14 protein-coding genes are annotated in these 13168 nt (G+C 60.5%); 7 read left to right on the forward strand and 7 right to left on the reverse strand.

The features are described 5' to 3' along the window. Positions 1-156 precede the first annotated feature (156 nt). From ASD46_RS03980 to ASD46_RS03990, 3 genes are read left to right on the forward strand one after another with little or no spacing between them, the layout of a single operon-like run. Complete coding sequence (locus ASD46_RS03980) at positions 157-390, forward strand: DUF6290 family protein (RefSeq protein ID WP_004432214.1); 234 nt, start codon at positions 157-159, stop codon at positions 388-390. Next, the gene (locus tag ASD46_RS03985) at positions 374-643 is read left to right on the forward strand and encodes a type II toxin-antitoxin system RelE family toxin (RefSeq protein WP_019564243.1); all 270 of its coding nucleotides are present in this window, start codon (positions 374-376) and stop codon (positions 641-643) included. The genes ASD46_RS03980 and ASD46_RS03985 overlap by 17 nt, the downstream gene beginning before the upstream one ends. 6 nt (positions 644-649) lie before the next feature. Continuing rightward, entirely contained in the window at positions 650-1414 is a 765-nt protein-coding gene (locus tag ASD46_RS03990) for a hypothetical protein (RefSeq protein ID WP_060641852.1), read from the forward strand. Positions 1415-1465: 51 nt separating this feature from the next. Here ASD46_RS03990 and ASD46_RS03995 read toward each other — a convergent pair whose 3' ends face one another. Beyond that, positions 1466-2383, reverse strand: a complete 918-nt coding sequence (locus tag ASD46_RS03995) for a LysR substrate-binding domain-containing protein (RefSeq protein ID WP_004432220.1) — start codon at positions 2381-2383, stop codon at positions 1466-1468. An 82-nt stretch (positions 2384-2465) separates the two neighbouring features. On the opposite strand from ASD46_RS03995, the gene ASD46_RS04000 reads away from it, so the two are divergent. After that, a complete protein-coding gene (locus tag ASD46_RS04000) occupies positions 2466-3509 on the forward strand; it encodes a YeiH family protein (protein WP_060641853.1) in 1044 nt (347 codons plus the stop codon). Between the two features lie 15 nt (positions 3510-3524). Here the strand turns inward: ASD46_RS04000 and ASD46_RS04005 are convergent, their stop codons facing one another. After that, positions 3525-3968 carry a hypothetical protein gene (locus ASD46_RS04005; protein ID WP_025592576.1) on the reverse strand — a complete coding sequence of 148 codons (444 nt, stop codon included), beginning with the start codon at positions 3966-3968 and terminating at the stop codon, positions 3525-3527. Then, positions 3965-4594, reverse strand: a complete 630-nt coding sequence (locus ASD46_RS04010) for a DNA-3-methyladenine glycosylase I (RefSeq protein ID WP_025592575.1) — start codon at positions 4592-4594, stop codon at positions 3965-3967. Before ASD46_RS04010 ends, ASD46_RS04005 begins: the two co-directional genes overlap by 4 nt. 237 nt (positions 4595-4831) lie before the next feature. On the opposite strand from ASD46_RS04010, the gene ASD46_RS04015 reads away from it, so the two are divergent. Beyond that, entirely contained in the window at positions 4832-5605 is a 774-nt protein-coding gene (locus ASD46_RS04015; RefSeq protein ID WP_025592574.1) for a L,D-transpeptidase, read from the forward strand. Between the two features lie 263 nt (positions 5606-5868). Next, complete coding sequence (locus tag ASD46_RS04020; protein WP_013635541.1) at positions 5869-6528, forward strand: outer membrane beta-barrel protein; 660 nt, start codon at positions 5869-5871, stop codon at positions 6526-6528. A 150-nt stretch (positions 6529-6678) separates the two neighbouring features. On the opposite strand, the gene glcF is transcribed toward ASD46_RS04020, so the two are convergent. From glcF to ASD46_RS04035, 3 genes are all read right to left on the reverse strand, one after another. Then, entirely contained in the window at positions 6679-7980 is a 1302-nt protein-coding gene (gene glcF / locus ASD46_RS04025; RefSeq protein ID WP_025592572.1) for a glycolate oxidase subunit GlcF, read from the reverse strand. 3 nt (positions 7981-7983) lie between these two features. Continuing rightward, a complete protein-coding gene (gene glcE, locus ASD46_RS04030) occupies positions 7984-9186 on the reverse strand; it encodes a glycolate oxidase subunit GlcE (RefSeq protein ID WP_013635540.1) in 1203 nt (400 codons plus the stop codon). A gap of 91 nt (positions 9187-9277) precedes the next feature. Continuing rightward, positions 9278-10726, reverse strand: a complete 1449-nt coding sequence (locus tag ASD46_RS04035) for an FAD-binding oxidoreductase (protein ID WP_414889907.1) — start codon at positions 10724-10726, stop codon at positions 9278-9280. Positions 10727-10824: 98 nt separating this feature from the next. Between ASD46_RS04035 and ASD46_RS04040 the strand changes: the two genes are divergently transcribed. After that, positions 10825-11724 carry a LysR family transcriptional regulator gene (locus ASD46_RS04040; RefSeq protein WP_004432244.1) on the forward strand — a complete coding sequence of 300 codons (900 nt, stop codon included), beginning with the start codon at positions 10825-10827 and terminating at the stop codon, positions 11722-11724. Between the two features lie 9 nt (positions 11725-11733). Here ASD46_RS04040 and ASD46_RS04045 read toward each other — a convergent pair whose 3' ends face one another. Next, positions 11734-13008 carry a DUF3422 family protein gene (locus ASD46_RS04045; protein WP_025592566.1) on the reverse strand — a complete coding sequence of 425 codons (1275 nt, stop codon included), beginning with the start codon at positions 13006-13008 and terminating at the stop codon, positions 11734-11736. Positions 13009-13168: the final 160 nt, after the last annotated feature.

Raw genomic sequence — 13168 nt, forward strand, 5'->3', positions numbered from 1 at the left:
GATGCCAATCCGATATTTTCCTGAAATTATGCCGGTGTATTAGATGATGAAGCCCGGTGCGGCAAGCCGCAAAGCCTCTGGTTCTATTGGCCGCACGGGGCAAACAATGCTATATGGGATGCATGTATCCCATTTTAGTCGAAAAGGGCGCTAGCAATGAGCAAACAGACTGCCATCCGCCTGCCGGACGAGACCTATGAACGGCTGAAAGCGCTTTCCGAGCGCACGGGCCGTACGTCCGCTTACTATATCCGCGAAGCGATTGAGAAACATATTGAGGATATGGAAGATCTCTATCTAGCCGAAGAGGCAACGCGACAGCGCATTGCCAATAAAGAGCGCACCTATAATCTGGAAGAAGTGATGCGCGATCTTGACCTGGAAAATTGAATTTCAGCACCGAGCCGTCAAACAGCTTGGAAAGTTGGCAAAGCAGGACGCGAACCGCATCGTTTCTTTTCTGGCGGACCGGGTCGTCCAGGACGACAATCCCCGCCAGACAGGTGCCGCCCTGCAAGGCTCAGAACTCGGCAGCTTCTGGCGTTACCGGGTAGGCGATTACCGTATCATCTGCGATATACAGGACAACAAGCTTGTCGTGCTGGTGGTGGAAATTGGCCATCGCCGCGAAATTTACCGTTAGGCATCAATGATCCTCGAAGCCCTGCAATATGCCGCCACGCGTGCGGCCACGCCGAACCCATTCCGGCCGCATATCCGCTATTCCGTCAATCTATGGGCGCGCGCCAATCGCTGCGCAACAGCATGGGCGGAGCATGAAAACAACAGCCAGCAATTTGTGCTGCAATCGGTGAGAAAACTCAAACAGAGACGGACGGCGGTGGTGCTCGGGTCGGGTCTGCTGCGCGACGTGCCATACGATGCGCTGGTGGCGATGTTCGATACCGTGGTTCTGGTCGATCTGGTGCATCTTGCCAGCGTGCAGGCGAAACTGCGCTTCAATTCCAAAAAGAATGTGCGCATCGTCAACCGCGATCTTTCCGGTTTTGACGATATCGCTGCCGGTAAAGAACCGGAACCGCTCGAGTTCCTGCGGCGGGTGCCCTATCTGGATTTCGTCGTCTCGGCCAACCTCCTGTCACAGATCGGCACCGGCGCGCGGCATCGGCTGGAGCGGGAGAAGATTGCCGGCGCGCCTGATGACCTTTTGCCGAGGCTCATTCAGACGCATCTGGATGCGCTGGCCGCCCTTCCCTGCAAGGCGTGCCTGGTAACGGACACATCCTTTGACGTTATCGGCAAAGACGGCAGCCTGCACCAGCATGAGGACTTGCTGCATGGCGTTGATCTGTCCGCGCCGGCCGCCGCATGGGAATGGCCACTCGCTCCGTTGGGAGAGGAAAGCAGGGACTATCGAATCGTTCATCACGTCGTTGCGCATGAGCTGACGTGATAGGCTCTGCCCGCGCACCGCGATCCCGATAATGCCGCGCGGCCTTTCGACCTACAAACCGGCAAGACCGGCCTTGTAGTCCTCCGAGGCGGCACGGCTGAGGCGTTCCAGTTCCATGGCGGCACGGCTGGTGTGACGTTCCTTGTGGCGCAACAGAGCAAAATTGCGGGCGGGCAGATCGATGCCGGCACGTACCAACAATCCCTGGCGTAAGAAGAGGGAGGCGACGGAAGCGGAAACCGCTGTCGCCGCGCCGCCGGAGCGTGCCGCCATCACCACGGCCTCGTTGGATGGCAGTTCCAGCATCACGGAAAGATCTGCCGGGTCGACACCCATCTGCCGCACCGCCGCCTCGAAGGCGGAGCGGGTGCCGGAACCCTGTTCGCGCAACACCCAGGACGTTCCGTATAGAATATCGAGGGCGGTGAGATAACGGCCGTCGGCGAAGGGGTGGGCGGAGCCGGTGACGACCAGAAGCTTGTCGGATACCACGGGCTGCACCATCAGCGCCGGCTCGTCGATCTTGCCCTCGATGAAGCCGACCTCAGCCAGCCCATCGAGCACGGCCTGCGTTACCGTTTTCGTATTGCCGATATCGAGTTTCAGCGTCACACCCGGATAAAGCTTCTTGAATTGCATGAGGATCGGCGGCAGCCAGTAGCTGGCAATGGTCTGGCTGGCGCAGACGGTGATTTCGCCGCGCGTCAGACCGCCCATTTCGGAAAGAATCAGTTCGGCGCTGCGCACACGCGCCAGCGTCGCCCTGGCCTCACCCAGAAACACCCGGCCGCTTTCGGTCAATTCGATATTGCGGCCGACGCGATGGAACAGCTCGACATTGTAAAATGCCTCGAGGTTCTTGATAGCGGAACTGACGGCCGAGGCGGTCAGACCGATCGCCTGCGCGGCCCTTGTCAGGTGCTCGCGTTCGGCGACGGCGATGAAAATGCGGAGTTGTTCGAAGGTCATGGCTTTTTCATTCGATTTTATCGAATAATATATGCCATATTATTTGATAGAATAAAACAGGCCATTCCGGCATTGTCTGGCCATGGCACAGCATCGCACCCTCACTCATCCCTTCCAGTCTTCTTTTCGTTCGCTGACCCCGCTTCTGCCGGGCATTCTGCTTTGCGCGGCGGTCAGTTGCGCTGCCATTCTGGCGGAACGCTTTCAGGTGCGGCTTGCCGGACATGCATGGCTCGGCGATCTGGTGCTGGCTATTCTGATCGGTACACTTTTGCGTTCGCTCGTGTCGCTGCCAGCGGTTGCTTCGGCCGGCATCAAGTTCAGTGCCAAGACCCTGCTCGAGATAGCGGTGGCGCTTCTTGGCGCATCCTTGAGCCTTGCCATTCTCAAAGGCGCCGGCGGTTTGCTGATCGGCGGCATCGCTGTCATCGTCGCCCTGTCGCTGATCTTCAGCTATGCCGCCGGGCGGATGCTGGGGCTGCCACCCAAACTCGCAACCCTTATCGCCTGCGGCAATTCCATCTGCGGCAATTCGGCGATCGCGGCGGCAGCGCCCGCCATTGGCGCCAAGCCAGAAGATGTCGCCGCATCGATTGCTTTTACAGCCGTTCTCGGTGTCGCCGCCGTTCTGCTAATGCCGTTTCTGCCGCAGCTTCTCGGTCTTGATGCCACCCAGTATGGCATCTTCGCGGGCCTGACGGTCTATGCCGTACCGCAGGTGCTAGCCGCCACCGCCCCGCTCGGCGCCGTTGCGGTGCAGACCGGGACAATCGTCAAGCTCATACGCGTCCTGATGCTGGGGCCGGTCATTGCTGCCCTCTCCGTCATCCACGGCCAGTCCGGCAAGGGCCGGCTGAAGTTGCAGCAGATGGTTCCGTGGTTCATCATCTGCTTCGTGCTGATGATAATGGCCCGTTCCTTCGGCCTTATTCCCGAGGTTCTGCTAGGCTCCCTCGCCTCGCTCTCCAACATCCTCACCATCATGTCGATGGCGGCACTTGGTCTGTCGGTCGACATTCGCAGCCTTCGCCATGCCGGGGGCAAGGTCATCGTCGCCGCCAGCCTCTCGCTCGTGCTGCTTGGAATCTTGAGCTTCGGCCTGATCGCGCTGACGCAAACGGCCTGAAGGTGCGGCGGGCCGTTATTTCTGAGTGCTGACCGTCAGGATATAATGCGCGCCGAGCCCGCGACGCGGTGATCCCAGGATAAGCGTCGGGCGGATCAGCCATTCGGTATCCGCCTTCGGCGTCAACGTGGCGATTTTACCTTCGGAGTCGTTGAAAAAGATCGCGTCCTGATCCGGCGTCGAAAAATCAAAGATCGCCATCAGGACGAATTCGCTGGAAGAGGTAAGCTCGACCTTCATCGTCTGCCCGGCCTTGACCTTCAGGCGGTAGACATCGCCACGGCCGCGCCGTGTCCAGCCATCTAGTTTCAACGGCCCGGTGGGCGGCAGGGCAACTTCCTTGAGCCTTTCGCCGTCGTCCAGCCAGATGCCGTCGACGTTGCGGCTTTCCGCAAGGGATGGATGCGGCACGGCCGCCACGGCCATGGCAAAAGCCAGAAGAAGGGACTTTGCTTTCATGGACGTACAAACTCCCGCCGCATGGCCTCGATCGGCTCACGGCAATGACAGCCTTCGATATGATCGTTGACCATACCCATGGCCTGCATGAATGCATAGACGGTCGTCGGGCCGACGAAGGTCCAGCCGCGCTTTTTCAAATCCCTGGAAAGACGAATGGACGCGTCGCTGGTGGGGTTGGCCCTTAACGTCGCATAGTCCAGCCTTTGCGGCCTTTCTGCGGCGGAAGGCTCGAACCCCCAGAAATAATGGGCAAGCGAACCGAATTCGTCCCGGAGCGCTAGGGCGCGACGGGCATTGTTGATGGTCGACACGATCTTGCCTCGATGGCGGATGATGCCCTTGTCCGCAACACAGCGCTCAATGTCGGCTTCACCGAACTGCGCCACTTTTTCGAATTCGAAATTGGCAAAGGCAAGACGGAAAGCCTCGCGCTTGCGCAACACCGTCAGCCAAGAGAGGCCGGACTGGAAGCCCTCGAGACATATCTTCTCGAACAGGCGGCGATCGTCGGTGACGGGATAACCCCATTCTCTGTCATGGTAGCGGCTGTAATCCTCAAGTCCCTGCTGCCAGAAACACCGCACGCGGCCATCCGCGCCCGTTTCAAGTCCCGCCTCGTTCATACCGCAACCACCCTTTTTCGCTCCCGCCCGTGACCGGCGTGATGCGCGCACTTACCACTCATTCACCACGTTTCAAAACGGGTCGCTAACCTTAAATCCAGCTTTTTCTAATCAAGCGCTTTTTAATGAACAGCCATTTACGATTCGCTGGCGTCAAGGTGCGAACGTAGCCGGCAAGGCGGGCGAATGATCCCGCAATTGCTATTGTTGCGACATACCGCAGAGAGAGTCCACCCGATGACGATGAAGTCCGTTTTTCTGGCGCTGAGCCTCGTTTCCACCTTCGCCGCCCCGGCCGCCGCAGCCGGTGAGCGTTACCGGGAGCGCCCGCCTGTCGTCGTCAGTCCAGACCTTTCCGCACCCTGGGTAACGCAGCTTGGTGGCGGCAATGTGCGGCCTGTGGTTTACCCGCGCGCGCCAGCAGCCCGCCAGCCTTTCTTCCAGCAGCGCCAGGCCGCCATGCCACAGCGCCCAAGCTCCGGCGTCACCTCGCAGCGCCCGGCCCGGGTACAGAACGCCGCCGTTCGCCCGAATGCGCCGGTGCGCACGCAGATCGCCCCGCAATTCCTGCCCCAGATCGTGAGCTACCAGACCACTCAGAAGCCCGGCACCATCGTCATCGATACGCCGAACCGCTTCCTCTATCTCGTCATGGCGGGTGGCAAGGCCCGTCGTTACGGGGTCGGTGTCGGCAAGCCCGGTTTCGAATGGGCCGGAACACACAAGGTGACCCGCAAGGCGGAATGGCCGAGCTGGACGCCCCCGAAAGAAATGATCAGCCGCGAAGCGACGAAGGGACACTACCTTCCGGCTTTCATGGAAGGCGGCCCTGCCAATCCGATGGGCGCGCGCGCCATGTATCTCGGCTCCACGCTTTACCGCATCCACGGTACCAACCAGCCCTGGACGATCGGCAGCAACAATTCCTCAGGCTGCATCCGCATGCGCAACGAGGATGTCACCGATCTTTACGAGCGTGTGAACGTCGGAACAACCGTCATTGTGATATGACGGCAACGGTGCCGCTAATACGCGGACTTGCAGCCGACACCACGGCAGATCGCGCTTGAATTGATGCCCCGCAGCGGTACAATCGCTACTAGATTGATTGAAGGAGACTTGGCGGGGGACGCCAGGCGCCGGACCTCTCTCAGGGGGATGATGGAACGGCCTTGAAACGGGTGGTCAACTGACCGCCCGTTTTTCGTTTCTGTCATTTAAATGTTACTAAAAAGCGGTTTGGTGTGTCCTCAACACCAAACTGGATTCTCCCCATGCTGCGCCACGTTTCCATTCTTTGCGCCCTGCTGCTCAGCGGCGTTTCCTTCTCTTCCGCAATCGCGGGGGAATTTGAATTTTCCGGTTACGGCGGCTGGCAAAGCGCCCCGCACAGCGATGTCACGGTTTCGGACGGAACGGACTTCCGGGCGGGGTGGGAAGGCAAGTCATTTTCGAGCCCTGCCTATTGGGGGGTGCGCGGCACCTACTGGTTCGAGGAAGGCCAGCTCAACAATCTCGGCATCTCGCTCGATTACACCCATGACAAGGTCTATGCCGACGACCAGACGCTGGCGCGTTCCGGCTGGTCGCATTTCGAGTTCACCGACGGCCTGAACCTTTTGACGCTGAACGCGCTCTATCGTTTCCCGCTGGAGACCTGGCGCCTGACGCCTTACGTGGGCGCGGGCGTTGGCATCAACGTGCCGCATGTGGAGGTTACCCGGGCTTCCGGCAAAACCTTCGAATACCAGTTCGGTGGCGCAACCCTGCAGGCGCAGGCCGGCCTTAGCTACCGCATAACCGACAACTGGTCGACCTTCGTGGAATATAAAGGCACCTACTCCTTTATCGACGTGGATATCGACAATGGCGGCAAGCTGAAAACCGATATCATGACCAATGCGGTGAACTTCGGCGTGGCCTACAAGTTCTAAAGCTGGGATGGAAATAGAGGGCGCTCTCCGACAGGGTGCCAAGCTACCCTCAAACCCCACTCCTGTGCTTGTCACAGGATGAGCAGAGCGAACGACGCACCGGCCCGAACCTTGTGTCGGGTCCCATGGCCCTTACAAGCGAACGGCGCTCTAAGCCAAAAGCCTCGCGGGTTTCGGTCCGCCATAAGCCCAGTCCAGCAGCTCGACCGTGTGCAGGATCGGCATTTCCGTGCCAGTCGCGATCTGCGTGATGCAGCCGATATTGCCGGTGGCAATGACATCCGCGCGTGTGGCCTCGATGTTCCTCACCTTGCGCGCCTTCAGCTTTCCTGAGATCTCCGGCTGCATGATGTTGTAGGTTCCGGCCGACCCGCAGCAGAGGTGCCCTTCCGCCGGATCGCGGACGGTAAAACCAGCCGCTTTCAGCAATTGCTTCGGCGCCATGGTGATCTTCTGGCCATGCTGCATGGAGCAGGCCGAATGATAGGCAACCGTCAGGCCCTGGCTTTCCTTTTGTGGCAGGTCGAGCGTGGCAAGATATTCGGTGATGTCCTTCGCGAGTGCCGATACCCGTGCGGCTTTGTCCGCATAGGCCGGATCAAGCCGCAGCATATGGCCGTAGTCCTTGATGGTCGTGCCGCAGCCGGATGCGGTGATGATGACGGCATCGAGGCCGCCATTTTCCATTTCACGCATCCATACATCGACATTGCGGCGGGCGGCGGCGAGCGCCTCAGCCTCGCGCCCCATATGATGCACCAGCGATCCGCAGCAGCCTTCCCCCTTAGGCACGACAACCTCCACGCCAAGCCGCGCCAGAAGACGCAGCGTCGCCTCGTTGATACCAGGGTCAAGCACCGGCTGGGCGCAGCCGATAAGAATGGCGACACGTCCACGCTTTTCACCTTCGGCTGACCGTTCACCCGGACGGGCAGAAGCTGAAACGGCGGGCACGGAAGCCGGGGCGAGAGCGAGCATGGATTGCAGCGGTTTCAGCGCGGGAAACTTCGCGAGCACACCGGCGAAGGGTCGCGTGATCCGTGCCAGATGCAAGGCCAGCCGGAAGCGACCGGGATAAGGCAGAACCGCAGCCAGAAGATTGCGGGTCAGGCGGTCCATGAAGGGACGTTTATAGGTTTGTTCGATATGGGCGCGGGCGTGATCGACCAGATGCATGTAGTCGACGCCGGACGGACAGGTGGTGGTGCAGGCAAGGCAGGACAGGCAGCGGTCGATATGGGTGACGACTTCGCGGTCCGCCGGGCGGCTATTTTCCAGCATGTCCTTGATGAGGTAGATGCGGCCGCGCGGACTGTCCAGCTCATTGCCAAGCGTGACATAGGTGGGACAGGTGGCGGTGCAGAAGCCGCAATGCACACATTTGCGCAGGATTTTTTCGGATTCCGCCACATGCGGATCAGCCAGTTGCTCGGGCGTGAAGGATGTTTGCATGGTTCAGACGGCCCTTCCCATCTTGCCAGGATTGAAGATGCCCGCCGGATCGAGCTTTTCCCTGATGCGCGCAGACAATATGGCCTCCGCCGCCGGGCGCGGTTCGAATGCCGGCACGGTGGCGCGCACCGCGTCGCTCGCCCGTATCAAGGTGGCGTGCCCGCCGCCGAGCGCGCGGATGGCACCGCGCAGCAATTCCGCTTCGGGGTCCGCCTCCATCTGCATCCAGATGAGACCACCCTGCCAGTCATAAAAGGCATCGATGCCCGCTTCCATGCGCAAGGCAGCAACCAGCCTGTGGCCTTCGCTCGGCGCGACCGAGACTTTCCAGAGCGGTTTGGCATCTTGCCCGGCATAGGGCGCGACATTCCGCACCTGCCGCCATAAAACAGCACTCTCCTCGCCTTCCAGCAGCGCCCATGGGCCAACCCGATCCATGACGGAAAGGAGTTTCGCCGCGCGCGCCTCGACGGAAGCCCCGAGCCCTTCCAGCCGCAGGATTGTCGCCGGACCTTCCGGCAGCGCGCCTGCAATGAAATGGGAGCGAACGCTTTCCGGCAGATGGGCCGCACCGGAAACCTCGACGCTCATCGCCATCGCTGCCGCCATGATCCGCGTCGCGGCCTCGTCGTCCAGACCGGAGACAACCACGGTTTTTTCCGCTGGCGGTTTCGGCAACACGCGGAAGGTTACTTCCGTGAGAAAACCGAGCGTGCCGTGTGAACCCGCCAGAAGCTTCGAAAGATCTAGCCCGGTGACATTCTTCATTACCCGGCCACCCGCCTTGATGACTTCCGCCTTTCCATTGACGAAACGGATGCCGAGCAGGCTGTCACGCGCCGCACCAGCCACATAACGGCGCGGGCCGGAAACATTGGCAGCAAAGACGCCGCCGATGGTCGGCTCGCCTGTGGTTCCCATGATCGGGCGGTGGTCCATCGGCTCGAAGGCCATCATCTGCCGGTTTTCCGCAAGGGCGGCCTCGACGGTGGCGAGCGGTGTGCCTGCTTTGACCGTCATGACCATTTCTGCGGGGTTGTAGGCGATGATGCCAGACATTGCGCGGGAGGAAAGCGTTTCATCTGCCTCGACCGCATTGCCGAAACCGGAGCGGGTGTTGCCGCCGATGATTTTCAGCGGAGTTTTTCGGGTTGTGTGGTCGCGGATGATGTCGGCGACCTGGGTTTCTGCATAGGGGGTCAGCATGGGGTGCGCTCCGAGCAAGAGATACCCTCCTCTGCCCTGCCGGGCACGGAGGGGTGAGCCGCACCCACCAAGGCTACAAACCTAAAGTACATCATCCCCTCCCCTCCAGCGGAAACACCTTGGAAGGGTTCATCAACCAACCCTCGTCAAAAGCAGCGCGAACCGCCATCTGCTGGGCAAGATCAGCCTCGGCATATTGGTGCCGCATCAGGTCGCGTTTTTCGATGCCGACACCGTGTTCGCCGGTGAGGCAACCGCCCGCATCGACGCAGAGCTTCAGGATTTCATTGCCCGCCTCTTCGGCCCTGGCGGCGTCTTCCGGATCGTTGGCGTTGAACAGGATCAGCGGATGCATGTTGCCATCGCCCGCATGAAAGACATTAGCAACGCGAAGGCCGAGGCGGTCGGTGATTTCGCTTGTTTTTTTCAGCACATAGGAAAGCTGGGAAAGCGGCACCGTGCCATCCATGCAGATATAGTCCGCGATGCGGCCCGTTGCGCCGAAAGCGGATTTCCGGCCCTTCCAGATCGCCGCGGCCTCCATGGCCGACTGGCATTCCCTGACCGTCTTCACGCCGTGTTTTTTCGCAATGGCGACAATATCGGCCAGCATGGCGTCCATTTCCGCCTCCGAGCCTTCGACCTCGACAATCAGCAGCGCGCCGACATCCAGCGGATATCCGGCCTTGGCGAAGGCCTCGCAAATCTCGATTGCCGGCTTGTCCATGAATTCGATGGCGACAGGAATGATGCTCGCGCCGATGATATCGGCTACGCAGGAGCCAGCTTCTTCGGAAGTTTCGAAACCAAACAGTACCGGGCGCGCGCCCTCCGGCTTGGCAATGAGCCGGACCGTCGCCTCGGTGACGATGCCGAGTTGGCCTTCCGAACCGCAAATGAGGGCGAGAAGATCGTAACCGGCGGCGTCAAGATGCTTGCCGCCCAGCTCCAGCACCGTGCCATCGACAAGCACCATTTTTACGCCGAGCAGATTATTGGTGGTGACACCGTATTTCAGGCAGTGCGCACCGCCGGAATTCATGCCGACATTGCCGCCGATGGTGCAGGCAAGCTGCGAGCTTGGGTCCGGCGCATAAAAGAAGCCTTCCGCACCGGCCGCATCGGAAATGGAGAGATTGGTGACGCCCGCCTGTACCCTTGCCGTGCGATTGTAAAAATCGAGTTCGAGGATCGCGGACATCTTCGAAAGGCCGATCACCACCGCATCTTCCTGCGGAATGGCGCCGCCGGAAAGCGAGGTGCCCGCGCCGCGCGGCACGACAGGAATGCCGTAACGGTGACAATATTTCAGTACCGCTGCGACCTCTTCGGTGGTCTTCGGCAAGGCGACGGCCAGCGGCAGGCGGCGGTAGGAGACGAAAGCGTCGGTCTCGAAAGGCACGAGCTCACGCGGCTCGTGCACGAGACAGTCCTCGGCCAGGATATCCTTCAGATCGGATATAATGCGGTCACGGCTCGATAAAACCGCCGCACGCGGCTCCAGAAACTTGATCGGCTGCGTCACCGCCCCCTCCTCCATGCACGTCTTGCCAAGTGGTATTGTTTCTTTACCACTTTGAAGGAGCGCAATCAAATGCTAAGGATTTTTTCCGTTCTGGAAATAATCGGGAGGCAACTGTGACAAATCTGGGCGATCTGGAGGTCTTCGCAACCGTTGCCGCCTCCGGCAGCATGTCGCTTGCCGCCAAGGAGCTTGGTTATTCGCCCGCTGTTATTTCCAAGCGTATCAAGCGGCTGGAAGAAAAGCTCGGCGCACGGCTGTTCCAGCGCACGACAAGGCAGATCTCACTGACCGAAGCGGGCCAAGGCTTTTACGAACGGGTACTTGCCGTGCTGGAAGGGCTGGAGGATGCCGAGGATTTCGTGTCTGGGCGCGCCAACACCGTCAACGGCACGCTGAAAATCTCAGCTCCCACCTCCTTCGGTCGCATGCATATTGCGCCGCATCTGAAGACGTTCATGGAGCGCCACCCGGACCTGTCGGTCAATCTGGTGCTCAGCGACGAATTCATCGATATCATCGAAGGCGGTTACGATCTGGCGATCCGCATCGCCGATCTCAATTCCTCAAGCCTCGTCGCCCGCCGGCTGGCGCCGGTGCGCCGCGTGCTATGCGCCTCGGCGGAATATGTCACTGCCCACGGCATGCCGGCGACGATCGAGGACCTTAAGAAGCACCGTTGCCTGCCGGCCCATAACAACGATATCTGGCGACTGGAAGGACCGGGCGGGGCGCTCAGCATCCGCCCGGAAGGCATGCTGGTCACAAATTCCAGCGAAGTGATCCGCGAGGCGGTGATATCGGGATTGGGAATTGCGTTGCGCTCCACCTGGGATATCGGCCACGAATTGCGCGCCGGCCGGCTGGTGCAGGTTCTACCCAGCTATGAGGGATCGCGAAACGTCACGCTGTCGGCGGTCTATCCAAGCCGCCAGTTCCTGCCCGCGAAGGTGCGGCTGTTCATCGACTATCTCGCCGGACTTTACGGCCCCTCACCCTATTGGGAGCATGATTGACGCCGGTATTCAGTGCCCGCCCTCGACATGGGAGCGGCGAATGCGGCGCACCACCCACCAGACGCCGAGCACGGCAAAGGGAACGGAAAGACCGGTGACCACGGCGGGATCAACCGGCAGCACGTCGTGGCTGATCGCCTTGGTGAGATAACCGATCAATCCGACGACGTAATAGGAGATGGCGGCGACGGACAGGCCTTCCACCGTCTGCTGCAGGCGAAGCTGCATGGCGGCGCGCTTGTTCATGGTGTTCAGGAGCACCGTGTTCTGCCGTTCCAGTTCCACGTCGATCCAGCTTCTGACGAGTGCCGTGGCGCGATAGAGCTTGCGCGACAGGTTGGCCTGCCGCTCCTCGACCGACTGGCAGGTGCGCATGGCGGGCGCCAGACGCCTTTCCAGAAAGCTGCCCATGGTCTCGTGCCCCTGAACCGGCGTTTCCGCAAGCGCGCGAATACGTTCATGCACGATGCCGTCATAGGCGCGGCTGGCGCCAAAACGATAGAGGCTGAGCGCGGCATTGGCTTCCAGTTCCGCCGCAAGCCGGGTCATCTCCGCCAGCAGCGCATCGGCTTCGTCGCGCGCGCCGTTTTTCATGCGCTGGGTGATTCCCGTCAGGCCATCTTCGATGCGACGGATTTCCGGCGACAGCGTCTGCGCCATCGGCAGTCCGAGCATGGCGAGCGTGCGATAGGTCTCGATATCCAGCAACCGCTGCACCAGCGCACCGCGGCTGTAATCGCTCAAGCCACGGTCGATCACCAATATCTGCGTCAACCCGTCGCGATCCTGACGGAAATCGGTGAGGATCGCCGCCTGCCCGTCGCGCACGTCGCTGTAACAGAGGCTCGTCGGCTCGAACATGGTCTCCGCGTTGGGGGCCGTTGCGCCATCTGGACGGATTTCCAGCCGTATGCCTGATATCAGGGAGCCGGGTGGTGAAAAACCGTCGCCGAACGGATCGCCGACAATATCGCCGCCGAATTTTTCCGGCGCGGGGCCATCCCAGAACCATGTCGAGAATTCGGTATGCCGCTCCCAGCGCAGCGTGCCCTGCCCCCAGGGCATGGCATGGTGGCGGGCATCGCGTTCCGGCGGCGCGACACCCCGGCTGCGCGACATTTCCGCAATGACCGAGTGATGCACGGCAGAACCGCCATCCATCATAAAGGCAAGCTGGACGATGATGCGCGACGGCGCGAGAAGCACGGTCGGCCGCGCATGAACCTCGCCGAGAGCCAGCGATCTTTCCGGCGCGCTTGCGAAAGCAAATCTACCCTTGGCCATTGCGATATCGTCCCCGCCTGTTTCGCCGGTTATCTAGAACATCCATCGCGATGACGACACCGCAATCGAAGCATATGTAATTGTTTTGATGCACCTGACGGAGAAAACCCGCCATTACCACCCTGTGCGGGTGCTTTAACAAAAGCCAGTTTAAAAAGGC

Source organism: Rhizobium sp. Root491 (genome assembly GCF_001427205.1).
GTDB lineage: Bacteria > Pseudomonadota > Alphaproteobacteria > Rhizobiales > Rhizobiaceae > Agrobacterium > Agrobacterium tumefaciens.

Excerpts from the sequence above, each read along its gene's own strand:
- ASD46_RS03980 (WP_004432214.1), top strand. The coding sequence starts at position 157 with ATGAGCAAACAGACTGCCATCCGCCTGCCGGACGAGACCTATGAACGG.
- ASD46_RS03990 (WP_060641852.1), top strand. The coding sequence starts at position 650 with ATGATCCTCGAAGCCCTGCAATATGCCGCCACGCGTGCGGCCACGCCG.
- ASD46_RS03995 (WP_004432220.1), bottom strand. The coding sequence starts at position 2,383 with ATGACCTTCGAACAACTCCGCATTTTCATCGCCGTCGCCGAACGCGAG.
- ASD46_RS04000 (WP_060641853.1), top strand. The coding sequence starts at position 2,466 with ATGGCACAGCATCGCACCCTCACTCATCCCTTCCAGTCTTCTTTTCGT.
- ASD46_RS04005 (WP_025592576.1), bottom strand. The coding sequence starts at position 3,968 with ATGAAAGCAAAGTCCCTTCTTCTGGCTTTTGCCATGGCCGTGGCGGCC.
- ASD46_RS04010 (WP_025592575.1), bottom strand. The coding sequence starts at position 4,594 with ATGAACGAGGCGGGACTTGAAACGGGCGCGGATGGCCGCGTGCGGTGT.
- ASD46_RS04015 (WP_025592574.1), top strand. The coding sequence starts at position 4,832 with ATGACGATGAAGTCCGTTTTTCTGGCGCTGAGCCTCGTTTCCACCTTC.
- ASD46_RS04020 (WP_013635541.1), top strand. The coding sequence starts at position 5,869 with ATGCTGCGCCACGTTTCCATTCTTTGCGCCCTGCTGCTCAGCGGCGTT.
- glcF (WP_025592572.1), bottom strand. The coding sequence starts at position 7,980 with ATGCAAACATCCTTCACGCCCGAGCAACTGGCTGATCCGCATGTGGCG.
- glcE (WP_013635540.1), bottom strand. The coding sequence starts at position 9,186 with ATGCTGACCCCCTATGCAGAAACCCAGGTCGCCGACATCATCCGCGAC.
- ASD46_RS04035 (WP_414889907.1), bottom strand. The coding sequence starts at position 10,726 with ATGGAGGAGGGGGCGGTGACGCAGCCGATCAAGTTTCTGGAGCCGCGT.
- ASD46_RS04045 (WP_025592566.1), bottom strand. The coding sequence starts at position 13,008 with ATGGCCAAGGGTAGATTTGCTTTCGCAAGCGCGCCGGAAAGATCGCTG.